Origin of the sequence: Hymenobacter pini (assembly GCF_020421205.1) — a bacterium.
Classification (GTDB): domain Bacteria; phylum Bacteroidota; class Bacteroidia; order Cytophagales; family Hymenobacteraceae; genus Hymenobacter; species Hymenobacter pini.
The window spans coordinates 12,749-37,325 of record NZ_JAIZZH010000004.1 but is presented as its reverse complement, the minus strand read 5'-3'; the positions used below and the strand labels follow the sequence as shown (position 1 = coordinate 37,325).

The window sequence follows — 24,577 nt, the reverse complement described above, 5'->3', positions numbered from 1 at the left end:
GCAAAGCGAGGAATCTGAGTTTTCCGTAAGAGGTGCACCCAGATTCCTCGCTTTGCTCGGAATGACAATGGTTATCTTTACCCCCATCGACTGAACCGCTACTCTCTCTTCCCGCATGAATCTCCCCTTAGTGCTCGGCCTGCTGGTGGCCGCTTACCTCATTGGCTCCATCCCCACGGCCTTGTGGGTGGGGCGGGCGTTTTTCGGGCTGGACATCCGGGAGCATGGTTCCGGCAACTCCGGGGCCACCAATACCTTCCGGGTGCTGGGCAAGAAGCCGGGTTCTTTTGTAATGGCTGTGGATGTGCTGAAGGGCTGGGTGGCTACCTCGCTGGCTACGGTGATGCTGAATCAGGGCGCTATTCTGCCTTCGCAGCTGCTGTACTACCAGCTGGCCTGCGGGGTGCTGGCGGTGGTAGGGCACATTTACCCCATCTGGGCCGGGTTCCGGGGCGGAAAGGGCGTCGCTACTATTCTGGGCGTGATGCTGGCCATTGCCCCGGCCACCGTGGGCGTGTGCATTCTGGTATTTATTGCGGTGCTGCTGGCCTCGCGCTACGTGTCCCTGAGCAGCATGTCGGCCGGGGTGGTGTTTGCCCTGCTGCAGTTGCTGCCCCCGTTCCGCCCCGATAACCAGCTGCTGGTATGGTTTGGCTTCGTGGTGGCCGGGCTGCTCATCTACACTCACCGCGCCAACATCCAGCGCCTGCGCGCCGGCACCGAAAGCCGCGTGCCCATGCCCTGGGATAAGAAGTAGAGCAGTATCTGAATTGATTCGTTGACTCCAACTACATGGCTTCAGGAAAAGCGGACACACCGGCCGGGCTGGTAGGCTTAGGAATAAGGCAACACACTTTGCTGACGTACTGGCCTAAATATGGAGTGCCGGTTATGCTGCTCCTAGCTATTCTCGCCGTAACGCTGCTGGCACTTTGGGATAAGATTCCGGCTGAAGCGTACGTGCCCGTAATAGCCTCCCTGGCGGGGCTGCTGCTCCTTGCAGTAGCCATCAGCTATCTATTGCACTTTGTGTTCCTGACGGATGAGGAGGTAATACTCAAGCGTTACAGTAAAGAAGTGATATATCCACGCGCTGCCATCAACTCCATGCACAGTGTGTTCATCAACTTATATGTGGTGGAAATGCGGGATGGTAGGAAATATTACTTCCTGCCTAAAGTGTCGCATGTATTACATGACCTCTTTGGATTCTAAACAGGCAGAGTAAAATTCTGCTTGCTGAACTGCATCCACTACTTTTACCCCCGCATTTCCAACCCCTAAACCACCCCGCATGGCTTCCTACCTCGAGCAGAACCAGCAGCGTTTCCTCACTGAACTCATCGACTGGCTCCGTATTCCGTCGGTTTCCGCCGACCCCAAGTTTCACGGCGACGTGCTGCGGGCCGCCGAGTATCTGAAAGCCCGCTTCATGGAAGTTGGCCTGGAAAACGTGGAGCTGTGTCCCACGGCCGGCAACCCCATCGTGTACGGTGAGAAAATCATTGACCCCGCGTTGCCCACCGTGCTGGTATACGGCCACTACGACGTGCAGCCCGCCGACCCCTACGAGCTGTGGGATTCGCCCCCGTTCGAGCCCGTTATCAAGGACGAGAAGATTTACGCCCGCGGCGCCTGCGACGATAAAGGCCAGGTGTACATGCACGTAAAGGCCCTGGAGGTAATGAACCAGGAGGGCGGCCTGCCCTGCAACATCAAGGTGATGATTGAGGGCGAGGAGGAAATCGGCTCCAACAACCTCGGCATCTTCGTGCGCGCTAACAAGGAGAAGCTGAAAGCCGACGTTATCCTGATTTCCGATACCGGCATGCTGGCCAACGACGAGCCCAGTATTGAGGTGGGCTTGCGCGGCCTGAGCTACCACGAGGTAGAGGTAACCGGCCCCAACCGGGACCTGCACTCTGGCCTCTACGGCGGCGCGGTGGCCAACCCCATCAACGTGCTCTGCAAGATGATTGCCTCGCTGCACGATGAGAACAACCATATCACCATCCCCGAGTTCTACAACAACGTAGCCGTGCTAACGGACGAGGAGCGCGCCGAGCTGAACCGCGTGCCGCACTCCGACGACGAGTTCAAGAAGAGCATCGGCCTGCCCGACACCTATGGCGAAAAGGGCTACACCACCGTAGAGCGCATCGGCATCCGGCCCACCTTGGATGTGAACGGCATCTGGGGCGGCTACACCGGCGAGGGCGCTAAAACGGTTATTGCCTCCAAGGCCTACGCCAAAATTTCGATGCGCCTGGTGCCTAACCAGACGTCCGACGAAATTACGGCCCTGTTCCAGAAGCACTTCGAAAGCATTGCCCCCAGCGGCGTAACGGTGGTAGTAAAGCCCCACCACGGCGGTGAACCGGTAGTAACCCCCACCGACTCGGTGGCCTACAAAGCCGCCGCCGATGCCATGGAAACCACTTTCGGCAAGCGCCCCATCCCCACGCGCGGGGGCGGCTCCATTCCCATTGTAGCCATGTTCAAGAGCGAGCTGGGCCTGGATACCGTGCTGCTCGGCTTCGGCCTAGACAGTGACGCCATCCACTCGCCCAACGAGCACTACGGCGTGTTCAACTTCCTGAAGGGCATTGAAACCATTCCGCACTTCTACCGCAACTACGCGGCCGCCGTGAAAGGCTAGGAGAAAATTTGCCCACACAACAACGCCCGGCTACTGCAGTAGCTGGGCGTTGTTGTGTAGAACGATGTAGAGACGCGACACTTCGCGTCTTACCGTTGAACGGTCAGAAACCGCGCCAGGTAAAAACAACATCCTCAACGGCGAGACGCAAAGTGTCGCGCCTTTATACCAGCAAATCAGCCGGCGGCGGAGCTAATTACCCTGGAACGAGTACGTCAGGTACAACTGAAATGCACTGTTGCGGATGTTGTTCTGCACTTTGGTGCTACCCGCTAGCATCGATTTTTCGATGTCAATAACCCCGCCGTTGTAGCGCAGGCCCACGCCCAGGCCGGTTTTACGCTGATAGCCCAAACCAAACAAGTAGCCCGCATCCACAGCGTTGTAGCGCGGTTTCACGTCGATGCTTTGGTTGTCAGTCTTGTCGCGGGCCAACACTAGAAAACCCACCTGCGGACCGGCTTCAAAGAACAAGCCGTCCACGTTAATGTGGAAAACCAGCGGCATATCCACGTAATCAAGCCGGGTAGTTACCTCGGGCGAAACAGGCAGCTTGGCGCCTTTGCGGGAATAGATAAGCTCAGGCTGAAAGGCGAACAGCTTTGATAAGCCAATGTTGGCGAAGCCGCCCGCCTGAAAACCAAACGTGTTTTTATAGGCCTCGGCCTGCTTGCCGGTGAAATTGGAGAGCGTACCGCCGGCTTTCAACCCGATCGACACGTTGCGCTGGGCGTGGGCCACGCCGCCCACGCCGACTATCATTAGAAAAGAAAGAACTGCTTTCTGCATAGAACGAAGGAAAGGAGAAACGGAACAAGCCGCGAAACTACACGCAAAAGCGGGCTTCACCCGGTATCAGAAACAAAACGGCCCTGCCTCCAACCGGAAGCAGGGCCGTTTTAAGAGAGCTAGTGCAGCTTATTTGCCGGGCAGCAGAAAACCTACTGAGGCCTGGAACACTGAGTTGCGGGCGTTGCGCACGTCGGCGTCGCCGGTGTAGCCGTCTTTAGCAAAGTCAGTGAAGGAACCGTTGTAGCGGATGCCAATTAGGAACCCCGCATCCGACTGATAGCCCAACCCAGCGGCGTACCCAATCTCGTTGCGGTTTACGTTATCCAGATTTTGGGTGCCGGAGTAGTTGGTAAATACAGTGCCGTTCAGGCTACGCTTGGTTTCATCCTTTACCTTCATCAGGTAGCTGTACTGCGGGCCGGCCTCAAAGAAGAATCCATCAGCATTGATTTTCAGAAGCACCGGTACATCAATGTAGTTGTAGGTGCGGCTGCCGCTGTACTGATACAAACCGAAGGCCTTATTCTCAGCAAACTTGAAGCCCTTTTGCGAAAACAGAACTTCGGGCTGCACCGATAGGAAACCGTCGTCGAGCAGGCCAATGTTGAGCATGGCCCCACCGTGGAAACCGAACTTGTTTTCGTAGCGGCTTTCGTCAGTCAGGTCGCCGGAGAGATTAGACATGTTGCCGCCGGCTTTCAAGCCGAAACGAATACCCTGGGCTTTGGACTCAGAAACAGCAACGGTGGCGAGGAGGGCCGCAGCGGCCAGTAGGGATTTTTTCATGAGTGCAACGAAGTTGGAGTGAGAAAAGGGGGAATTGCACGAGAGCCAGCCGCACCAAAAATGTGCCAGCTCGATGCCTTTAACGGCTGTTGCCGGCAAAAGGCGTATGAATCAGCTGAAAAAAATAACGGCCTCCCCGTTGAGGGAGGCCGTTACCGGGCGGGTAGGATGCCTTATTTAGTCGGAATCAGATAGCCCAACTGCAGCGTGAAAGCGTTATTGAAGGCTTTCGGCTCGTTGTCTTGGTCTTTGGTATCGATGAGAGAGTTGAAGCCGCGGGCGTAACGCAGGCCCAGGCTGATGCCACCGTCGGTCATGTAGCCTACACCGGCCACGCCGCTGATGTCGAACTGCGCCAGGTCAGACTTGTACGCTTTGTCGCGGCTTACACCGGTGTAATCGAGAAAGTTGCCATCATTTTCAACCTTATCCTTGTCGCCGTTGGTGTACTTGGTAGTAGTCTGCGACTTGTTTTTGGACCCGAACAGGTAGCTCACCTGCGGGCCCAACTCGAAGAACAGGCCACCAGCGTTGATTTTGGCCAGCAGCGGCACATCCAAGTAGTGCAGCACGCGCTGCTGCTCCTGCTCTACCGATTTCACGCCGGCAGCCAGGCCAGTGGTCTGCTTGGTCTGAATTTCGTAGCCCTTGCGGTTGTACAGTAGCTCGGGAGCGAAGGAGAAGAAACCATCCGAAGAAAGCGGAATGCTGGTGCTTACGCCCACGTTGTAACCCAGCTTGTAGTCGCCGAGGTCGGTGCTGTAGTTGGGGCCGGTAATCTGGCTCACGTTGTTGCCGGAAATGTTAGAGTAGGTACCACCTACTTTCACACCAAGGCGGAAGCCGCCAGCGTCTTGGGCGTGCACGGCGGAAATAGAGGCCACGCCCAGGGCGGCCAGGAGAGCAAAGTTTTTCATGTCAATAGGGGATGTTTGAACGCACAGACCAACGGCCTCTTTTCAACTGCACAGCCACGTCCTTCGTGGTTTCAGGGGCTCATAGCGTAAGTTTCGGATATAGGGTTGCGGGAAGAATCATATTTTATTTAAAATTAACAATGTAAAGAAGAGGCTGTTTCCAGTTAAGCTCTACAGTAGCAGATGGTTAGCGTACGCCGGAAAGTCAACAGTTTCCGGTGGGCCAACAGCCTGATTTTGCTACTTTTGGCCTCAGTGCATGCTTTAGCTTTATGACGCGTTGGAACCGGTGGCTCCTGGCCGCGCTACTCATCGGTAGTAGATTTTCGCCAGTCTGGGCGCAACAGTCCGCCGCGCCGCTAGTGGTAGGAGCCTACGGGCAGGGGAGCTTCATTATTGCGCACACGCCTGCCGTGAAACATCTTGCGGTGTCACACCCCACGGGCGTGGAGGTGAACCTGCAGCGCCAAACTAACGGCTCGGAGCCCTGGCACGCCTGGTACAAGTACCCCAAAGTGGGCCTGGCGCTGGTGTATTACGATTACCACAACCCGGTGCTGGGCAAATCCTACGCGGCCAGCATGTACATCAACAAGCCCTTTTGGCACACCCGGCGGCAGGAGCTGAACTTCCGGATTGGCACCGGCGTGGGCTATTTCCCGGTGCGCTACAACCAGGACACCAATCACAAAAACACCATCGTCAGCTCCCGCCTGAACGCCACGCTGCAAACCCGCCTGGAGTACGATGTAGCCCTGTCGGAGCACGTGGGGCTGCTGCTGGGGCTGGGCCTGAACCATTATTCCAACGGCGCTACCACTAAGCCCAACTTTGGCATCAACCTGCCCACGGTGCTGTTAGGACTCAACTACCATCAGCAACGCCCGTTCCGGCCGCTGAGCACCGCTCCCGAGCCAGAGCCTGCCGAGCTGGGGCGCAACTTTATCAACCTGAGCACCTCAGTAGGCTGGAAGCAGCGCAACACCACCGATAACCGCCGCTACCTGGTAAACTCCGTAACGCTGGCGGTGGGCCGCCGCGTGAACCGCAAAAGTAACCTTGTAGCGGGCGTAGAGGGCTTTTACGACCGGAGTCTGCTGGCTCAGCTCCAGGATACAGCACGGGCCGGCGACCGGCTGCCCGACGTAAAAAAGGCCGGGGCCTACGTGGGCCACGAGTTGCTATTTGGCCGGCTGGCGTTTGTGTCGCACCTGGGGTTCTACCTCTACAATCCGTACAAATCCAACAAGTTCTACTACGAGCGGCTGGGGCTGAAATACCACTTCACAGACCGCCTGTTCGGCAACGTAGACCTGAAGATTCACCGGGGCGCGGCCGATGTAATTGAGTGCCGGGTAGGAGTGAAGCTATAAGCTGAGGGGCTATTTTGGAGGTTTCAGCGGGCTGAAATGGTGCTTCGGTAACCGTTGGTTGCAGTGGGCTAACCAACTGCGCACCTTTACGCCGTCACCCCACTACTGTCCTCCGCTCACTATGGAAACCTTCCTGCTCCTGAACCGCTGGCTGCACATTGCGGCCGGTTTTACCGGATTCTTCGTGGCCCCGGTGGCCCTGATCGTGCGTAAAGGCGGCCCGGCGCACCGACTGTGGGGGCGGGTGTTCTTCTATGCAATGCTGGTAGCCGGCTGCACGGCCATTATTTCGGCCAGCCTGCATAGTATGACCTTTCTGCTGCTTACGGGCGTATTTAGCTTGTACTTGGCGCAGTTTGGGTACCGCTCGTTGCAGCACAAACGCATGAGCCAGGGGCAGCAGCCCAGCCTTTATGATTGGGTTAGTACCGGCCTGGGGCTGCTGATTTTCGCCGGTACACTGGCGTACGGCATCTGGCACCGGCCCTTCAATCTGGCCATGGTAGTTTTTGGCGCAATTGGGCTAATGACCACTTTGCGGCAGTTGCGGGGCTTCCGGCGGGCTGGCAGCTGGCCGGCCGGGCAATGGCTGCGCAACCACATTTCGGGCTTTGTGGGTTCCTACATTGCAGCAGTGTCCGCGTTTTCGGCTACCAGCCTTAAGTTCATTACCTTTCCGCTCAACTTCTTGTGGCCCACCCTGGTGCTGGTACCACTGCTGATTTGGCTGCAGCGGCGCTACGTGCCCGCCGGTGGCGTACCCAATCGGGTAATAACGTCGGCCTGAGGCAGTAAGCTAAGCCTTCGTCAGGGCTTGGTTGATTTGGCCAACAAGACCCGGGCCTTCGTAAATGAAACCCGTATAAAGCTGCAGTAGGGAAGCCCCGGCTTCCAGCTTTTCGCGGGCATCCTGGGGCGAGAAGATGCCGCCAACCCCAATAATGGGAAGCTGCCCCCGGCTGTGCTGGCTTAGGTACCGGATAACCTCGGTAGCCCGCTTACGCAGGGGGCGGCCGCTGAGGCCCCCCGCACCCAAGGCGTCCACCTGCGCGGCTGGCGTGGCAAGCCCGTCCCGGCTGGTGGTGGTATTGGTGGCAACCAGACCGCTAAGGTTGGTTTCGCGGGCAATGAGCAGAATATCGTCCAGCTGCGGGTCCGTTAGGTCGGGCGCAATTTTGAGCAGGAGGGGGCGAGGCTTGGGCAGCGACTGGTTGCGTTCCTGCACCTGCTGCAACAGCTGAATCAGCGGCTCCCGCTCCTGCAGCTGCCGCAGCCCCGGCGTGTTTGGTGAGGATACATTCACCACGAAGTAATCCACTTCCTCATGTAGAGCTTCCACGCAGGCTACATAGTCGTGGGCGGCATCCTCGTTGGGGGTATCCTTGTTCTTGCCAATGTTACCACCAATAACCAGGTCCCGATTCCGGCGCTGGTGCAGGCGGGTGGTGGCGGCCTGCACGCCGTGGTTGTTGAAGCCCATGCGGTTCACGAGGGCTGCATCCTGCGGCAGGCGGAACAAGCGAGGCTGCGGGTTGCCGGATTGGGGGCGGGGCGTAACCGTGCCTATTTCTACGAAGCCAAAGCCTAGAGCCCCTAACTCGTCCGTCAGCTCCGCGTTTTTATCGAAGCCCGCTGCCAGGCCCACCGGGTTCCGAAAGCGTAGGCCAAATACTTCGCGCTCCAGGTTGGGGTGACGGAAATCGTAAAGACTGCGCAACGCCGCAGCTGCTCCCGGAAGCCGGTAGGCCCGCTTCAGATTTTCAAATACCAAATGGTGAGCACGCTCCGCGTCCAGCCGGAACAGCAGGGGTTTGACAAGGGCATTGTATAGCACGCCACAAAGCAACAGGGAAATAGTGAGATGATGAAATAGTGCGTGCATGAAGTAACTGGCATTCACGCACTATTTCATCATTTACCCTGCCCAACCTTCCCGATCAAGGCTGCGGTACTGGATGGCTTCGGCTAGGTGGGGCAGCTGGATATCCTCACTGCTGGCCAAATCGGCAATGGTGCGGGCCACTTTCAGAATCCGGTCGTAGGCCCGGGCCGAGAGGCCGAGGCGCTCCATGGCCGTTTTCAGGAGGGTGAGGCCGGCGGCATCAATTCGGCAAATGTCCTTCACCATTTGGGAAGGCATCATGGCATTGGAGTGGATTTCCGGAAACTCCCGAAACCGCTCGGCCTGCTTCTGGCGGGCCTCCTCCACCCGCGCCTGAATGGTGCGGCTGTCCTCCGAGCGGCGGGTTTCCGTCATCTGGTCAAACGTTACGGGCGTCACCTCCACGTGCAGGTCAATGCGGTCCAGCAGCGGCCCCGATACTTTGTTGAGGTAGCGCTGCACCACACCAGGGCCGCACACGCACTCCTTTTCCGGATGGTTGTAATAGCCACACGGACACGGGTTCATACTGGCTATGAGCATGAAGTTGGCCGGGAAATCAATGCTGACTTTGGCCCGCGAAATGGTTACCCGCCGCTCCTCCAGCGGCTGGCGCATCACCTCCAGGACGGTGCGCTTAAATTCCGGCAGCTCGTCCAGAAACAGCACGCCGTTGTGCGCCAGGGAGATTTCGCCGGGCTGCGGGTTGCCCCCGCCGCCCACCAACGCCACATCGGAAATCGTGTGGTGCGGCGACCTGAAAGGCCGGGTATTCAGCAACGAAGCATTGGCTCCCAGCTTACCCGCTACTGAATGAATTTTAGTGCTTTCCAGCGCCTCCTGCATGCTCAGAGCGGGCAAAATGCTGGGCAGGCGCTTGGCCAGCATGGTCTTGCCAGCGCCGGGAGGGCCTATCATAATCACGTTGTGGCCGCCGGCAGCGGCAATTTCCAGGGCCCGCTTGATGTTCTCCTGGCCCTGCACATCGGCAAAATCGGCGGCGTACTGGTTAGCGGAGTGCTGAAATACGTCCCGGGTGTCCACTACCACCGGCTCAATGGCCAGCCGGCCTTCCAGAAAGTCCACGGCCTCCTGCATAGTTTCCACCGGAATAACGTCGAGGTTGTTGACGATGGCTGCTTCTAAGGCGTTTTCCCGCGGCAGGATGAAGCCCTTGAAGCCTTCCTTTCGGGCCTGAATGGCTATGGGCAGCACTCCCCGCACGGGCCGCAGTTCTCCATCCAGGGCCAATTCGCCCATGATTACATACTCACCCAGCCGCTCGGTGGTGAGCTGTTGGGAGGCGTGCAGGATGCCCACGGCAATGGGCAAATCGTAGGCCGAGCCTTCCTTGCGAATGTCGGCCGGAGCCATGTTCACTACCACTTTGGTGCGGGGCATCCGGTACCCTTTAAACTTCAGAGCCGCTTCAACCCGCTGCTGGCTTTCCTTAATAGCATTATCGGGCAGGCCCACCACGTAAAAGCCCGTGCCCTGCGATACAACTACTTCAATGGTAATAGTGTAAGCATTAACCCCTTGCACGGCCGAGCCGAAGGTTTTCGTAAGCATGAATAAAGCCGAAAGAGAACGGGTGAATAGAATAGTATCAAGAGCGGAAGGTACAACCTAAAAGAACGTCATTCCGAGCGCAGCCGAGGAATCTCGCGTGCTGATGTTGCAAAGTAATTCTGACGTCAGCACGCGAGATTCCTCGGCTGCGCTCGGAATGACGTTCTTGAAAGTGGAGTTACGCTTACTTACGGCTTCACCAATTGCTCAATGAGCATAATCATAATGTGGATGGCCTTGATGTGGATTTCCTGAATCCGGTCGGCGTAGCCGGCGTGCGGGGCCCGGATTTCCACGTCGCTAATGCCGGCCAGCTTGCCCCCGTCTTTGCCGGTGAGGCTTACCACGCGCATACCAGCGGCGCGGGCCGCTTCGGCGGCCAACAGCACGTTGGGCGAGTGGCCGCTGGTGCTGATAGCCAGCAGCACGTCGCCGGGGCGACCCAAAGCCTCCACGTAGCGGCTGAACACGTGGTCGTAGCCGAAGTCGTTGGCCACGCAGCTCATGTGGGAGGCCTCCGTGAGGGCTATGGCAGCCAGGGCACGGCGGTTTTGGCGGTAGCGGCCGGTGAGCTCCTCGGCAAAATGCTGGGCGTCGCAGAGGGAGCCGCCGTTGCCGCAGGTGAGCACTTTACCACCGGCGTCGAGGCTGGCGGCTATCAGGCGGGCAGCCTGTTCAATGGCCTGCAAGTTGGCCGGGTTCTGCACAAACCGGTCGAGCACGGCCTGGGCCTCATTGAGTTCGGCCTGGATGAGGCCGGTAAGCGAAGGTTGGGTCACGAAACGCGGAAATTACGCCGGATAATTAGGGTTGCGCGGCGGAATGATGGAATTGGGTTGGTCGATGGGGGCGTTGGGCAGGGCCGGGTCCGATTCCGGAAAGGTGGGCTGGTGTTGCTCCGGGTAGGTAGTAACACCAGTGCGGGGCACTACGGGCGGCCGGTCGGCGGTGCGCTGCTGTTCCAGCTGGTGGTCGTAGAGGCGGGCTTTCAGCTCGTTGATTTTGCCTTCGCGGGCGGCCACGTCCCGGCGCAGCATCACGCTGTCCAGGTTTTCGGTGAGCAGCTGCAGGCCCAGTAGAACAGTGGCCGTTACGAACAGGCCAAACAGCAGACTTTCGCGGGAGTCGGCCATGCTGGCAAAACTACTCTGCACGGAGGGTACCAGCAGAATCAGCAGAGCCAGCAGCAAGAATACCATCACTAGGATGGTTACCAATCGTTTAAGAGCAAGCATGAGCGTCAGGTGGTTGTGGTGGAGGAGAGAGAAAGTAGCCCGTAATACGCAGGAGCCACTGGAACGGATTAAATATAGCGCTTTCGCAGTGTTGAGCTACCAGCGTCATCTCTGCTGCCTCTCATCTACACCAAGGCCGCGTTGGTCGCCTGCAGCGTGTTGAGGCGCTGGTAGAGGCCGCCCTGGCGCAGCAGCTCCTCGTGGGTGCCGCGCTCCACAATTCGGCCGTGCTGCAGCACCACAATTTCATCGGCGTGCTGCACGGTGCTCAGGCGGTGGGCAATAACCAGGCTGGTGCGGTTCTGCATCAAGCGGGTAAGGGCTTCTTGTACCAGCTTTTCGCTCTCCGTGTCGAGGGCTGAGGTGGCTTCGTCCAGAATCAGGATGGGCGGGTTGCGCAGAATGGCGCGGGCAATGCTCAGGCGCTGGCGCTGGCCCCCGCTCAGGCGGCTACCCCGGTCACCAATCATCGTGTGGTAGCCCTCCGGCGAGGCCATAATGAAGTCATGGGCATTAGCAATGCGGGCAGCTTCCAGCACCTCGGCTTCGGTTGCTTCGGTGTTGAAGCGGATGTTGTTGAAGATGGTGTCGTTGAACAGGATGCTTTCCTGCGTTACGATGCCCATCTGGTCGCGCACCGAGTGAATGGTGCAGTCGCGCACGTCGTGGCCGTCGATGAGCAGCTGGCCGCCGGTGGGGTCGTAGAAGCGGGGGAGCAGGTCGGCCAGGGTGCTCTTGCCGCCGCCGCTGGGGCCCACCAGGGCCACGGTTTTGCCCTTTGGAATCGTCAGGTTGATGTCCTGCAGCACGGGCACGTCGGCGTAGCCGAACTGCAGGTTGCGCAGCTCAATCTGGTGCTCGAAGGCGGGCAGCAGCTGGGCGTCGGGCTTGTCGCGGATGGCCGGCTCGGTGTCGATGATGCTCAGCACCCGCTCGCCGGCCACCAGCCCGCGCTGGATGTTGCCAAACGAAGCCGACAGCGCCTTGGCCGGCGTGAGTACCTGCGAAAACAGCACTACGTACCCGATAAACGTTTGTCCGTCGAGGCTCGACTGGCCACCCAGAATCAGTGTGCCTCCGAAATACAACAGCCCAGCCACTACCGACACGCCCGCAAACTCCGAGAAGGGCGAGGCCAGGTCCCGGGTGTTATCAATGGCCCGGGACGTGCGGGCGTACAGGTCGTTCTGGTCCTCAAACTTGCCTTTGATGTACTCCTGAGCGTTGAACGCTTTGATTACCCGGATGCCACCCAGCGTTTCGTCAATCACCGACAACATGGTGCCCAGGGTGCTCTGGCTTTGTTTGGCCTGGGTGCGCAGGCGCTTGGCCACGGTGGCAATGATACCGCCCGAAATTGGCAGCAGAATCAGCGTGAACAGCGTGAGCGGCGTGGAAATGTGGAACAGCACCGCGAAGTAGGCAATGATGGTGAGCGGCTCTTTGATAACGGCCGTCATGGTATTCACCACCGAGGTTTCCACCTCCTGCACGTCAGCCGTGAAGCGCGACATCAAATCCCCCTTCCGCTCGGTGCCAAAAAAGCCCAGCGGCAGGCTCAAGATACGGTAATACAGGTCGCGGCGCAGGTTCCGAATCACGCGGGCCCGCACCGTGGCTAGCAGGCGCAGGCTCAGGTACCGGAACACATTGCTCAGCAGCACCGACACCACCACCACCCCGCACACAAAAGCAAGGGCCCCCAGCTTGCCGCGCTGCGCCAGCACTTGCGCGAAGAAGAAGTTGAACGTATCCGTCACCCATTGGATAGTCGGGTGAAAATCCGGAATGTGGCTGGGGGCTTTGGCTGGCACCTTGTCCGTTTTATCAAACAGCACGCTCAGCAGCGGAATGATGAGCGTAAAGTTGCCGATGCTGAAGAAGATGGTCAGCATGGTGAACAGCAGGTACTGCGGCAGAAACACCGCCCAGGGCCGGGCGTATTGCAGAATGCGGAGGTAAGTCTTCATCGGAACAGGCAAAGGTACGGCATTACCTGCGGCGAGGCCTATACGGTGGCAAGGCCAGCCGTAGCACCCCCGGAACGCACACAGCCCCCGACACCTGCGCGCCGGGGGCTGTGTATCGTCAAACGATTTCGCCTGCAGATTACTTTACCGTCATGTTGCCGCGTATTTCGCCGCCGGTGTAGGCCTGCGTGTGCAGGTTCACGTAGGTTTCGCCGCTGAGCAGCTTGGCCCCATCGGCCTCCGAGAGAGTAGCCGTGCCGCTGATGGGCGAGGTAGCTACGCTGGAGAACGGCACAATCACGCCACCGTTTACGCCCGGGGCTGCCTGGTGAATATGGCCCATGGAGGGCGTAATACCGGAGTACGTTACTTTATAGGTAAGCGTGCGGGTGGTCTTGTCGTAGGTGCCCGTCATGGTGCCGGTAGCGGCCGAGGAGTTGGCGGGTACTTCCTGCTTACCATCCAGCGTAGCTGACACGTTTACCGTGTTGCTGGCAGGCTGGTTGTTGTCATCATCGTTTTTGCAAGCACCCAGCGTGAGCAGGCCAGCGGCCAGAATTAGAGAAGTAATTTTGTGTAGCATGAGAAAATGGGAAAAAAGGGAAATGGTTGGTGAGAAGTTGAAGGGTTAGCGGAATCCTTTCTTGGGGCGCACCGTGAAGTTGCGGTTCACGTTGAAGCCGAAATAGATGTCGCCTTTGAAGAAGTTGCCGCGGGTTTCACTTACAAAGTGTTTTTCAATCATACCCTGCGAGTTGGTCACGTGCAGCTGAAACACGTGGCCGCCGGTTTCAATGTCCAAGCCGGCAGCCACGGCATTGCGCACACCGGTAGGCTTGCTGTCGGGCATTAGGTAGTAGTACTCCACGTTAATGGAGGTGCGCTTGGTGATTTTCTGGCGGCCACCCACGCCCAGGGCGTACACATCGTTGGCGTCCCGGCCTTCCATCACCAGGTTGCGGTGTACCAGCGTCGGCATGAGCTGCAGCGAGAGGTTGTCGCTGAACTTGCGCGCCAGCAGGGCCTGGTAAGTATAGGTAAGGCGGCGCGGCAGGGTGTGGTCGATGTTGTCGTTGTACTTGATGGTGGTCAGGGCCGTGCTGCCAAACAGCGTCAGGCTCACGGGCATGGCCCGCGCCCCCGTCGACTGGGTAATGACCCGGTATTTGGCAAAGCCATCCAGCGTTTTGCCCAGCGAGCTGCGCCCAACGCCAATTTCCAGGTGGTCGGTAACGGCGTATTCCAGCCCCAGACGAATGGTGGCCTGGTCGAGCCCGAAGAAATTGTAAGCGCCGCTGTTAAGCGTCCCGAAGCGGTGCGAAATCAGAAAAACCAGGGTGCCCTGGCCCGGGGTTTCCACGGTGTGCCCGTTGATGAGGCGGGTGCTTTTGAAAGTAGCCTGCACGGTTTCGCGGGTGGGCTGGGCGTTGGTTTGCTTCTCCAGCTGGCCCAGCAGGTCGTCGTCTTGCGCTAGGGCCGGAGCCGCCAGCCCCAGCAAAAGGGCCAGCGCCACGCACAACCGACGGAATGAATAGTAGAAATGTAGCCGCATAGAGGCAGAAGTGAGGATAATGGGAAAACAGGAGGTTACTTGGCCGAAATCTGGGTGGCCGGCTCGCAGGCCAGGCGCACTTTCACGCCTACTATCTTGGCAATATTCTCGCGCACCAGCAGCGGAATCTCAATATTGTAGTCGGCTGGGGCCACGTTGAAATAGGCGTTTACCAGCAGGGTACCCTGGCTGAGCTCCAGAATGCCGGGCACCGTGATGTGGCGCGTTACGCCATGAATGGTAAGGTCGCCTTCTACCGTGGCGCGCTGGGAGCCACCTTTCAGCAGGCCGCTCATGTCCAGGTCCAACACCTTACCCCGGAAGGTGGCTTTCGGAAAACGCCCCGATTCCATGTAGTTCTCGTTGAAGTGCTCCTGCATGAGGGTGCGCTTGAACTGAAACGACTTGATGGGGATGCTAAAGGCGAGTTGCCCGTTCTGCAGGTCGAAAATGGCTGATACCTCCTCGGTACGCGCCTCAATATCCTCGATGATGCTGGTCGAGAAGAAGCTGACCGAACCGGTTTGCGTCATGTAGCGTCCCTGCGCATAGCCGCTCAGGCTGCCCAGGCTCAGCAACGCCAGCGTGCCCCATCTGGCAAGTGTTGCCCGGCGTACAAAGTGGGTGACCATCTAGTTGTTGGGTGCACCGGCAGTTACCCACTGCTGCAGGAGGGCAATGTCACAGTCGGAGAGCTTGGCACCTCCCTGGGGCATTTGCTGAAAACCAGGAGCGTGCGTTACCACCCCCATCAGCAGGCCGCTTTTGGCCCGGGCCTGCACTTCGTTATAGTCTTCAAGGTTGACGTTGCCGGAGAGCAACACAGCATTGTGGCAGCTGCGGCAATTACGGTCCAGCAGGGGAGTAATATTCAGGGCGTAGCTAACCGTGGTTGGGGTGTTGCATACTACGGCTGGTTTGATGTTGGCGGCATTATCGTAGGCACAACTACTCAATAGAGCAACGGTGAGATAAGCAAAGTAACGGTGTGGCATAGAGGAGGTAGAAGAGCTGGGAAGCCGAAGCGGAGGAACCCAAGCCAGGAAGCTGGCTAGAGCTTGGGTAAGAGGTTGTAATTCTGCAAACTGAGCGAGTTCGGTAAGACATGCCGTGCGTTAACACTAGCAATCTTTTTCCCAAATTGAGAAAGATTCCCGAAGTCGGACAAACGTACGTGACAGCCCTGCGTTTGTATTTCTCCTTTCTCTGAATGACTATAAAAATTAGGTGAACAGGGCTTTATACAGGGCGAACGGCGTTTCACAGATGTCGAATCAGGCTTTTATTCAGAATGGGAGTTGGCTGGGTTCCGTATCCATGTGTTCAGCCAACACTATACCTAGCCTTGCACGATAAACCCAATAAAAAAGGCCCGCCGCAGTAACGCGACGGCCCTTTTTTGTGTGTGAAAGGACAAGGATAGGGTCAGGAGCCGAACACGCCGATTACTTCAATCTGCCCAATGATGTGGCGGTTGAATTCGGGTAGCTCCTCGGCCGGTATCCACAGCTCGTTATGCTCCCGGTTGCCCACGTTCTGCACCGGAAACGAGTCGGCGTAGTCGGCTTCCACGGCAAACCGCAGCACGTAGCCCACTCCGTAATAGGGCACGTTCCAGTCGCGGGCAATCTGGGCGGCGTACTGCTCATTGAGCACGGGGTAAAAGAACGGCTGCTCCGGCAGGCGCGGCGGAAACTCCAGCCACCCCGAAGCCGCAATCAGGTCCAGCTCAGCCTGATTCACGGGGCGATACAGCAGCGTTACGGCGGATTCGTGGCGCATGGCGGAACCTATTAAAACTCGTGCAGACGCTGGGAAATGTTCCAGCGCAGGCCCACCGAGGCCAGCACGCCGCCATCGGCCGTGAAGTTGGGCGGGGGCGTACGGCCGGCCTCGTAGGTGCGGTGCCGGTAGATGACCTTGCCATCCAGCCACAGGTTGTGGGCCGCCTGCCAAGAGCCGGTCAGGTCGCCGTGCAGCAGGTAGGAGCTGATGCCGTTGCCTATGAAGAAGCCGTACTCCCGCACCTGCCCGTTGGCGTCGCGGGGCCGGTCATCGTAGGGCAGCAGCACGTTGGAGCCGTAGTTCTGGCCAGCGGGGTCGAGGCCCTGGCGCACCAGGAAGCCTTTAGCCACTACATTAAGGCGGGGGAGGGGTTGGAAGCTGGCAATGCCAATCAGCTCCCACAAGTTGGCTCCCATGGGATGAGCCAGCGGCTGAGCGGCGTTCTGGTAGCTCCGGAATTTGTCGAGGGCCTGGTAGGTGTAAGGCCGAATGAAGTTGAACTCACCCTGCAGGTCGAAGTTGCGGATGCCGGCCACATTGATGTATTTGGCCCCCAACTGCACCGACTGCTTATTGGCCCACCAGCCGTTGCCGCTGCGCACCTGGCTCAGCACAAACTCATCCAGCACTAGCTGCCCGTATAGCTGCACCCGCTGCCAGAGGTTCCACTTGAAGTCGAGGCCCAGCAGGGCGTTGCCGTCCTGCGAGCCGGTACTTTGCTCAATGGTGCGGTAGAAGATAACCGGATTGAGGTACTGAATATCGAAGGTGTTGCGGCGCTGCACCTGCACCTGCCCGTTGCGAATCACCGAATCCCGCCGCGACGAGGCCGTGAGTACGCTCTCAAATACCCCAATGTTGAGGTTCGGCAGTACATCGAGGCTCAGGTGGTGCATGGCCAGAAACTTCCGGTCGTAGGACGCGTCCAGGTCGCCGGGATCGGCCATGAGCTGGGCAAACAGGTTCTGGTACTGGAACTTCCAGATGCGCGTCTGCACCTTCAGAAACAGGTAGGGCGAGGAGTAGTCCGACAGGATGAGGCTGCGGTAGCCGTTGCCAATCTGGTTCCGGTCGTGGCCCAGCTGCAGGCTTACGTGGCGGCCGGCCGCATACGTGAGGTAGCCCCGCGCCGACAGGAAATCGTACTGCCCGCCGGTGGTTTTGAACGGTTTCCAGAAGCCCTCGTGCGGCACGGCCCGGTCACGATCCACCCGATCCTGCACGTACAGCGGCACGGCCATCTGGTTATCGGCCAAGAAGGCGTAGAAACCGAGCCGTTTATCAATGGTGCCCTCTACCTGCACCCCGCGGGTGTTGAGGAAGGAATAGCTTTTGGCCCCATCGGAGTTGCCCAGGCTCAGGCCCAGCACGGGGTTCACGCGCAGGGAAAACTCCGGCTGCTCCACGCTGTACAGGTCGGAAGGCCGCTGGTAGAAATACTTCAGGATGGGCCGCTCCCGCACGTTCACCGCCGAATCCAGCCGGGCATCGTGCCAGTTGTCGCGCAGCAGGTAGCGGATGTTGAACCGGTCCTGCCGCGACAAGCCGGCCGAGGAATCCTGCAGCATCCGCTCGGCCAGCCGGGCCACGGCGGCGCGGGTGTAAGGCCGCACCGAGGTGTGCGGGTCGCCCAACGAGTCAGGCCCGTGCAGAATCACGTACCGGTCAATCAGGCGGTAGATATCGGCATCTAAGGGCACGTAGGTAGTACCCATGGTAGTTTTGCCTGATACGGCTGGCTGCGGCTTAGTGGCCGCCACGTTTTCGGGTTTGGCCGGCTTGGCAGGCTTGGGCGGCTGGTCGTAGGTGAGCCAGTTACCTTGGCCGTCGGTGGGGCGGGCGGGCGTATCCTGGGCGGCAGCGGGGGCAGCCAGCAGGCTCAGCAAGCCCAGTGCGAATAGGTAAGAATTTCTCATAAGCAGAGCCATGTACGGCGAAGCCGGCGCGTGGATAAGCAAACCTACGGAGTTTGTGGTAGGATTGGCCGCAACTACTAACGCCGGATGCTGCCCGGCAGTACCTTTGGGCATGTCGTTTCGCCTGCTGCGCTTCTCGGAACTGGACCTGGCTGCCTGGGACGCCTGCGTCGATTCGGCCCCGCAGGCGGTTCCGTACGCCGCCAGCTGGTGGCTGCAGGCCACGGCCGGCCGCTGGGATGCGCTGGTAGAAATAGAGCCTGAAACCGGCCGTTACCTGACGGTGTGGCCGTTGCCGGTGAAGTGGTGGCCCTGGGGACGGGAGGTGTACCAGCCACCCTTTACGCAGCAACTAGGCGCGGTGGGGGCTAAGATGTTCGCAAGCTTAGTAGGTTCCTGGCCAGCTCTGGTGCAGCCCCGCTACACGCGCTTCTACGCGCAGCTGAACGAACAAAACCGACTGGTGGCCGCCCCAACCCCAGTTGCTGTGCAGGCCCGCCAGACTTACCATTTACCGCTTCAGCTGCCCTACGAAGCACTGCAAGCCGGTTACTGCGCCGACTACCGCCGCCGCCTGCGCCGGCCGGCTCCGGAGCTGGGCCCCGTGCAGACTACCACTGATGTTGAGCCGCTGCTTGCACTGTTCCAGCAAACTCAGGGCCCGGCCGCTCGCCTCAAAAATCGGCACTACACCATTCTGCGCCGGTTGGTGGCCGCGCTGCAGGCCCGGCAGCTGCTGGAGCTGCACGAAGTGCGTCACTCCAGTAGCGGCGAGCTGCTGGCCGGGGCACTGTTTGTGCGGTACCGGTCCCGGCTGATTTATTTGTTCGCGGCGGCCTCTGCCGAAGGTAAAAAGCTGGCGGCTCCGTTAGCCCTGGTAGATGCGGCCATCCGGCGGCACGCGGGCACGCCGGAGCTGATCCTCGATTTTGAGGGCGGCATGATACCGTCTATTGCCCGTTTTTTCGCCAATTTCGGGGCCGTGCCCGTGTCGTACACGGCCCTATTCTTCACCCAACGCCCTTGGTATCTGAAATGGATGCGCTGACGCCTTCTTCCGTTGATTACTCCGCCGCCGCGGCTGCGGCCGCCAACCCGCGCGTACACGTGGTGTGTGCCGAGCCATCCGTTGCCAACCACTTCCTGGCCGAGCTGCGCGACGTATCGGTGCAGCAGGACTCCCTGCGTTTCCGCCGCAACCTGCAGCGTCTGGGCGAAATCATTGCCTACAAAATCAGCTCCCAGCTGAGCTACACCGATAAAACGGTGAAAACGCCGCTGGGCGAGTCCAGCAGCAAGCACCTCCACGATTTTCCGGTGCTGGCCACCGTGCTGCGGGCCGGTCTGCCCTTCCACCAGGGCTTCCTGAACTACTTCGACCAGTCGCCCTCCGCGTTTGCCGCCGCTTACCGCATTGAGGGCACGGCCCAGGTGCAGGTGCAGGTGGACTACCTCTCGGCCCCGCGCCTCGATGAGCGGGTGCTGGTTCTGGCCGACCCTATGCTGGCCTCGGGCAAAAGCCTGGTGCAAACGTACCGGGCCATGCTGCGCTTCGGTACGCCCCGGCAGGTGCACATTGCCGCCGTTATTGCCAGCCCCCAAGGCGTGGAGTACGTGACCCGCGAAATTCCCGAAGCCACTCTCTGGGTTGCTGCCATCGACCAGGGCCTCAACGAGCAGGCCTACATTGTGCCCGGCCTCGGCGACGCCGGCGACCTGTCGTACGGCAGCAAGCTATAATTGAACGCGCACCCGCAAGCACAGCTCCAGGATACACGTTCAAGTATCGGTTGATAACAAAGTGCTAACCCGGCGGAACTAACCGTTTCGCGGCGCACCTGTTATCTTCATTCTCCCACGCATTCAAGTACCGTGCTGCCCGATTTGCTTAAATACGCCACCGTGTTTGCCATTGGCATGTTCAAGTTTGTGGCGGCGCCCATTGCCGGGGTAGCCGCCGGGCTGCCCATGGCCTGGGTGTGGGGCCTGTCGGTGGCGGGTATGATGACGACGGTGGTACTGATTTCGGGGCTGGGCCGGCAGTGGGCCCTGCACATGCGGCGTAAGCGTGAAGAGAAGGGCAAACCCCTGTTCAACCGCCGCAGCCGTACTATTGTCAGCATTTACCGGCGCTTTGGTATGGTGGGAATTGCCTTCCTTACGCCCATCCTGTTTAGCCCGGTGGGGGGCACCGTTATTGCCACGCAGTTGCACGTGCCACGCTGGCGCATTCTGCTGCATATGGCCTGGAGCGCCGCTTTTTGGGGTTTCACCTTCACGCTGCTGGCGGTGCGCTTCAGCCACCTGCCCATCTTCGACCACTACCGGTAGGCCTGCAAGTCTGCCTGTAAGCAAAACGGCCTGTCATCCAGAATATTCTCGGATGACAGGCCGTTTTGCTTGGCTTTGCGCCAATGCTTATCGCTTGCGACGATGCTCGGCGCGGCCTTTGGCGGCTTTGGCGGCCTTGGCCGCAGGGGAGGAGGATTTACCCTTTGAGGGGTTTACCTTCTTGCCTTTCTGGCTGCGGTTGGGGCCGGCCACGTACTCGCGGCCGGTGCGCTTATCGATGGTAACGCCGGGCTTCACCCACTCTTTCCGCTCGTGGAAAGCCCCCTGGAAGGTGGGGTCTTCGCGCTTGCGCCGCTCGTCCTTTTCCCGGTCCATACTCTGCTGCTCATCGAAGCTGGTTTTGGCAATTTCCACGCCCTCCGGAATAGGTTCCAGCGGAATTTCCTGCCGAATCAGTTCGGCAATGCGCTCCATATGGAACATCTCAGCCTCGTTGGCAAACGTAATGGCCGCCCCCGTGTGCTGGGCCCGGCCGGTGCGGCCAATGCGGTGCACGTAGTCGTCGTACACCAGCGGCACGTCGAAGTTGATTACGTGTGACACCTGCGGTACATCGATGCCGCGGGCCGCCACGTCGGTAGCCACCAAAAACCGCACGTCACCAGCTTTAAAGGCCTCCATGGCGTTGATGCGCATGTTCTGGCCCTTGTTGCCGTGAATGGCCCGCACCTCGCCGTGGGCTTTGCGCTGCAGGAAGCTGGCCACGTTATCGGCGTGTTCCTTGGTGCGCGTAAAAATCATTACGCGGTGGAAGGTGTCCCAGTCGAGGAACAGGTACTCCAGCAGGTTGATTTTGGTGAGTAGGTTGGGTACCTCGTACAGCGTCTGGTGCACCGTTTGGGCCGAGGTGGCGGCCGGTGTTACCTCTACCCGCACCGGGAATTCCAGGAACTCCTCGCTCAGCGTGGTCACCTTCTCGGGCATGGTAGCCGAGAACAGCACGTTCTGCCGTTTGCGCGGAATCACCTCCAGGATGCGCCGGATCTGGGGCATGAAGCCCATGTCCATCATCTTGTCGGCCTCGTCCAGCACCAGGGTTTTCAGCTCCTTCAGCACCAGGTCACCCTTCAGGTACAGTTCCATCAGGCGGCCTGGCGTGGCAATCAGAATATCCACACCCTTGGCAATGGTTTCAATCTGGGTTTTGGGTCCCAGACCGCCGTAAATGGCGAAAATGCGCAGGTCCGTGTAAGTGGCCAGTTTTTTCAGGTGGGTTTCCAACTGCATGGCCAACTCCCGGGTGGGGGCCAGCACCAGGGCCCGTGGATGGATGCCTTGGGCGTACTTCACCTTCATCAGTAGCGGCAGGCCGAAGGCAGCCGTTTTGCCGGTGCCGGTTTGGGCAATGCCCAGCACGTCGTGGCCGGCCAGCAGCAGCGGAATGGTTTGTTGCTGCACGGGCGTGGGCTCCGTGAAGCCAGCTTCCTCCACTGCCGTCAGCAGTTGCTTGTTGAGCTTGAAATCGGCGAAAGTAAGCGGCTGCGGCGTGTCAGACATGGGGCAAAGCGTATTGTAAACCACAAAGGTACGCGGAATCCGGGGGCGGGCTCCGCTGCCGGGCACTGTTCAGCCAGCAAACGGCGAAAATCAGCATCTTACGCTGCTTAGCCACCCATTTGCGTAGCAGCTAGTTAGCCAGCGGATAGAAAAAAACTAACCGGTTTTTTTGCAAATACGGCTGCGGCCCCTACTTTTGTGGCTCCAATACCCAACACGGTAGGTATAGCTCAGCTGGTTAGAGCGTCGGATTGTGATTCCGAAGGTCGTGGGTTCGAGCCCCATTACTTACCCTCCGTTTTGAACAAAAAAGGTCTCTCCTTAGCGGCAGAGACCTTTTTTGTTTCCGGCAACTCCGTCGGCCCCTTCGTTTTCCGGCTCTGTTGGGAAGGATTTACCGGTGGCCGGTGTTGGGGCGCTGTATTAAGTAGAAACCTGAACCACTTTTTTCCCCCTCTTGAACCTATGAGTCTGGTTGTTATCGGCACGGTGGCCTTCGACGCCCTGGAAACGCCTTTCGGCAAAACCGACAAAATTGTTGGTGGTGCTGCTACCTACATCAGCCTGTCGGCTTCCTACTCGGTAAAGCCCGTGAAGATTGTAGCCGTGGTGGGCGACGATTTCCCGCAGTCCGATATCCTGATGCTGCAGGAGCATGGCGTGGATACCGAAGGCCTGCAGATCAAGCAGGGCGAGAAGTCGTTCTTCTGGTCGGGTAAGTATGCCAACGACCTGAACTCGCGCGAAACGCTGGTGACCGAGCTGAACGTGCTAGCCGACTTCGACCCCATTCTGCCCGACTCGTACCAGGACTGCAAATACCTGATGCTGGGTAACCTCACGCCCCAGATTCAGCGCCTCGTAATTCAGCGCCTCGTAAACCGCCCCAAGCTCATTGTGATGGATACGATGAACTTCTGGATGGATGTGGCCCTGGATGAGCTGAAAACCACTATTGAAATGGTGGACGTGCTCAGCATCAATGACGAAGAAGCCCGCCAGCTTTCCGGCCAGCACTCGTTGGTGAAAGCCGCCAAAATCATCATGGAAATGGGCCCGAAATATCTTATCATCAAGAAGGGGGAGCACGGCGCCCTGCTGTTCCACAAAAACCAAATCTTCTTCGCCCCGGCCCTGCCGCTCGAGGAAGTATTTGACCCCACCGGCGCCGGCGACACCTTTGCGGGTGGCTTTATCGGCTACCTGGCCGCCACCGACGACATCAGCTTCGAGAACATGAAGCGTGCGGTAATTCACGGTTCGGCTATGGCTTCGTTCTGCGTGGAGAAGTTTGGCACCGAGCGTCTGCTGAACCTGACGCAGGAAGAAATTGAAGCCCGCGAGAAGCAGTTCGGCGACCTAGTGGCCGTGCAGCCTGTGGCTACTGTAGCTAGCTAATCTAGCAGCGGATATACTTTGGAAAGGCCCTGTCTATGCGTAGACAGGGCCTTTTTTGTGCCCCGAATTTTATCACAACCAAGCAGTAACTCAACCGGTACAAGGAGGTATCATCCACCCGTAAATCCCACGGCCATGAGCATTAGCAAAAAAGAATCCGACCTGACCAACGATAAAACGTCCGTAAACCCGGCTGCCAATACCAAGAAGAAAAGCACCCAGGTACAAAGCCCCAACACCATGGACGTATCGGCCCGCGGCAACACCACCGATGGTAACTCGGCTGGCGAGGGCGTGCACAATACCCGTAGCAATCCGCATGGCAACAACCCGATGTCGGTAGGTGGCGGTAAAGGCCCCGGCAAGCAAGGCGACTAATTTATCAGCCTAGCTTCCTGAATAACAAGCAGGCTTTTTTCTGAGCAATTCACGCTAAGCGTAGCGCTAATGCTGTGCTTATCTAGTGTTTAGCTTAGAAAAAAGCCTGTTTATTTTGTAAACCCTGCACTGGGCTTGGGGGGTAAAAAGAGCATAATTCACTGCTCCATTTTTGCTCCTACTGCTATGAAAAACCAACAAAATAAGCCCTCGGCTCAGAAACACGACACGGCCATGGGTCCGGACGCCATCCGGCCCGATACCAACCCCGTAGACCCTGATACGCGCAACCACTCTGGCAGCGGCGGCAACCAAACTCAGAACCTGAACCAGAACTTCCTCACGCAGGCTGGTAACCAGATCAAAAACAACACCCCCGGTGGGAATGCCTACGAGCAGCGCCACGGCAACACCAACAAGCCGCGCAACAACCCCCAGGGCAACTGGCCCATGTCAGTAGACAAAAGCCAGAAAGGCCCCGGCCGCAAAGCTGATTAAGAATCACAAATAGTA

26 protein-coding genes and 1 tRNA gene are annotated in these 24,577 nt (G+C 58.7%); 12 read left to right on the top strand and 15 right to left on the bottom strand.

Annotation, left to right across the window (positions count from 1 at the left end; translation table 11 throughout):
• Positions 1-115: 115 nt before the first annotated feature.
• From plsY to LF252_RS15980, 3 genes are all read left to right on the top strand, one after another.
• Entirely contained in the window at positions 116-757 is a 642-nt protein-coding gene (plsY, locus tag LF252_RS15990; protein WP_125433779.1) for a glycerol-3-phosphate 1-O-acyltransferase PlsY, read from the top strand.
• Positions 758-792: 35 nt separating this feature from the next.
• Complete coding sequence (locus LF252_RS15985) at positions 793-1,215, top strand: hypothetical protein (RefSeq protein ID WP_226270588.1); 423 nt, start codon at positions 793-795, stop codon at positions 1,213-1,215.
• A gap of 79 nt (positions 1,216-1,294) precedes the next feature.
• Positions 1,295-2,659, top strand: coding sequence for a dipeptidase (locus tag LF252_RS15980; protein ID WP_226270587.1), 1,365 nt, complete (start codon positions 1,295-1,297; stop codon positions 2,657-2,659).
• A 192-nt stretch (positions 2,660-2,851) separates the two neighbouring features.
• Here LF252_RS15980 and LF252_RS15975 read toward each other — a convergent pair whose 3' ends face one another.
• The 3 genes from LF252_RS15975 to LF252_RS15965 all read right to left on the bottom strand — a co-directional run bounded on the left by LF252_RS15975 (position 2,852) and on the right by LF252_RS15965 (position 5,154).
• Positions 2,852-3,448, bottom strand: coding sequence for a porin family protein (locus LF252_RS15975; protein ID WP_226270586.1), 597 nt, complete (start codon positions 3,446-3,448; stop codon positions 2,852-2,854).
• Positions 3,449-3,577: 129 nt separating this feature from the next.
• Complete coding sequence (locus LF252_RS15970) at positions 3,578-4,237, bottom strand: porin family protein (protein WP_226270585.1); 660 nt, start codon at positions 4,235-4,237, stop codon at positions 3,578-3,580.
• Between the two features lie 173 nt (positions 4,238-4,410).
• Positions 4,411-5,154, bottom strand: a complete 744-nt coding sequence (locus tag LF252_RS15965; RefSeq protein ID WP_226270584.1) for a porin family protein — start codon at positions 5,152-5,154, stop codon at positions 4,411-4,413.
• Positions 5,155-5,426: 272 nt separating this feature from the next.
• On the opposite strand from LF252_RS15965, the gene LF252_RS15960 reads away from it, so the two are divergent.
• Positions 5,427-6,527 carry an acyloxyacyl hydrolase gene (locus LF252_RS15960; protein ID WP_226270583.1) on the top strand — a complete coding sequence of 367 codons (1,101 nt, stop codon included), beginning with the start codon at positions 5,427-5,429 and terminating at the stop codon, positions 6,525-6,527.
• A gap of 121 nt (positions 6,528-6,648) precedes the next feature.
• Positions 6,649-7,314 carry a DUF2306 domain-containing protein gene (locus LF252_RS15955; RefSeq protein WP_226270582.1) on the top strand — a complete coding sequence of 222 codons (666 nt, stop codon included), beginning with the start codon at positions 6,649-6,651 and terminating at the stop codon, positions 7,312-7,314.
• Between the two features lie 9 nt (positions 7,315-7,323).
• On the opposite strand, the gene LF252_RS15950 is transcribed toward LF252_RS15955, so the two are convergent.
• From LF252_RS15950 to LF252_RS15900, 11 genes are all read right to left on the bottom strand, one after another.
• Positions 7,324-8,409 (bottom strand): quinone-dependent dihydroorotate dehydrogenase, encoded by a 1,086-nt coding sequence (locus LF252_RS15950; RefSeq protein ID WP_226270581.1) that lies wholly within the window; start codon positions 8,407-8,409, stop codon positions 7,324-7,326.
• A 33-nt stretch (positions 8,410-8,442) separates the two neighbouring features.
• The gene (locus tag LF252_RS15945) at positions 8,443-9,981 is read right to left on the bottom strand and encodes a YifB family Mg chelatase-like AAA ATPase (RefSeq protein WP_226270580.1); all 1,539 of its coding nucleotides are present in this window, start codon (positions 9,979-9,981) and stop codon (positions 8,443-8,445) included.
• A gap of 188 nt (positions 9,982-10,169) precedes the next feature.
• Positions 10,170-10,760 (bottom strand): D-sedoheptulose 7-phosphate isomerase, encoded by a 591-nt coding sequence (gene lpcA, locus LF252_RS15940; RefSeq protein WP_226270579.1) that lies wholly within the window; start codon positions 10,758-10,760, stop codon positions 10,170-10,172.
• 12 nt (positions 10,761-10,772) lie between these two features.
• A complete protein-coding gene (locus LF252_RS15935) occupies positions 10,773-11,216 on the bottom strand; it encodes a hypothetical protein (RefSeq protein WP_226270578.1) in 444 nt (147 codons plus the stop codon).
• Positions 11,217-11,341: 125 nt separating this feature from the next.
• The gene (locus LF252_RS15930) at positions 11,342-13,186 is read right to left on the bottom strand and encodes an ABC transporter ATP-binding protein (protein WP_226270577.1); all 1,845 of its coding nucleotides are present in this window, start codon (positions 13,184-13,186) and stop codon (positions 11,342-11,344) included.
• Between the two features lie 139 nt (positions 13,187-13,325).
• Positions 13,326-13,769 (bottom strand): CHRD domain-containing protein, encoded by a 444-nt coding sequence (locus tag LF252_RS15925; protein WP_226270576.1) that lies wholly within the window; start codon positions 13,767-13,769, stop codon positions 13,326-13,328.
• A 45-nt stretch (positions 13,770-13,814) separates the two neighbouring features.
• Entirely contained in the window at positions 13,815-14,738 is a 924-nt protein-coding gene (locus LF252_RS15920) for a DUF5777 family beta-barrel protein (protein WP_226270575.1), read from the bottom strand.
• 35 nt (positions 14,739-14,773) lie between these two features.
• Positions 14,774-15,370 (bottom strand): YceI family protein, encoded by a 597-nt coding sequence (locus LF252_RS15915; RefSeq protein ID WP_226270574.1) that lies wholly within the window; start codon positions 15,368-15,370, stop codon positions 14,774-14,776.
• Positions 15,371-15,733, bottom strand: a complete 363-nt coding sequence (locus tag LF252_RS15910) for a hypothetical protein (protein WP_226270573.1) — start codon at positions 15,731-15,733, stop codon at positions 15,371-15,373. It abuts the gene before it with no gap.
• Between the two features lie 430 nt (positions 15,734-16,163).
• The gene (locus LF252_RS15905; protein ID WP_226270572.1) at positions 16,164-16,520 is read right to left on the bottom strand and encodes a hypothetical protein; all 357 of its coding nucleotides are present in this window, start codon (positions 16,518-16,520) and stop codon (positions 16,164-16,166) included.
• Positions 16,521-16,531: 11 nt separating this feature from the next.
• On the bottom strand, positions 16,532-18,439 hold the full coding sequence (locus tag LF252_RS15900; RefSeq protein WP_226270571.1) for a hypothetical protein: 1,908 nt from the start codon (positions 18,437-18,439) through the stop codon (positions 16,532-16,534).
• A gap of 112 nt (positions 18,440-18,551) precedes the next feature.
• On the opposite strand from LF252_RS15900, the gene LF252_RS15895 reads away from it, so the two are divergent.
• The 3 genes from LF252_RS15895 (at position 18,552) to LF252_RS15885 (ending at position 20,770) form a co-directional block, all read left to right on the top strand.
• On the top strand, positions 18,552-19,487 hold the full coding sequence (locus LF252_RS15895) for a GNAT family N-acetyltransferase (RefSeq protein WP_226270570.1): 936 nt from the start codon (positions 18,552-18,554) through the stop codon (positions 19,485-19,487).
• Positions 19,463-20,179 carry a uracil phosphoribosyltransferase gene (gene upp, locus LF252_RS15890; RefSeq protein WP_317197865.1) on the top strand — a complete coding sequence of 239 codons (717 nt, stop codon included), beginning with the start codon at positions 19,463-19,465 and terminating at the stop codon, positions 20,177-20,179. The genes LF252_RS15895 and upp overlap by 25 nt, the downstream gene beginning before the upstream one ends.
• Positions 20,180-20,311: 132 nt before the next feature.
• A complete protein-coding gene (locus tag LF252_RS15885; RefSeq protein WP_226270569.1) occupies positions 20,312-20,770 on the top strand; it encodes a hypothetical protein in 459 nt (152 codons plus the stop codon).
• Positions 20,771-20,857: 87 nt separating this feature from the next.
• On the opposite strand, the gene LF252_RS15880 is transcribed toward LF252_RS15885, so the two are convergent.
• Positions 20,858-22,288 carry a DEAD/DEAH box helicase gene (locus LF252_RS15880; protein WP_226270568.1) on the bottom strand — a complete coding sequence of 477 codons (1,431 nt, stop codon included), beginning with the start codon at positions 22,286-22,288 and terminating at the stop codon, positions 20,858-20,860.
• Between the two features lie 219 nt (positions 22,289-22,507).
• Between LF252_RS15880 and LF252_RS15875 the strand changes: the two genes are divergently transcribed.
• The 4 genes from LF252_RS15875 (at position 22,508) to LF252_RS15860 (ending at position 24,562) form a co-directional block, all read left to right on the top strand.
• Positions 22,508-22,581 (top strand) — tRNA-His (locus LF252_RS15875).
• Positions 22,582-22,753: 172 nt separating this feature from the next.
• A complete protein-coding gene (locus LF252_RS15870) occupies positions 22,754-23,686 on the top strand; it encodes a PfkB family carbohydrate kinase (protein WP_226270567.1) in 933 nt (310 codons plus the stop codon).
• A gap of 135 nt (positions 23,687-23,821) precedes the next feature.
• Positions 23,822-24,064 (top strand): hypothetical protein, encoded by a 243-nt coding sequence (locus tag LF252_RS15865; RefSeq protein ID WP_226270566.1) that lies wholly within the window; start codon positions 23,822-23,824, stop codon positions 24,062-24,064.
• 186 nt (positions 24,065-24,250) lie between these two features.
• The gene (locus tag LF252_RS15860; protein WP_226270565.1) at positions 24,251-24,562 is read left to right on the top strand and encodes a hypothetical protein; all 312 of its coding nucleotides are present in this window, start codon (positions 24,251-24,253) and stop codon (positions 24,560-24,562) included.
• Positions 24,563-24,577 lie beyond the last annotated feature (15 nt).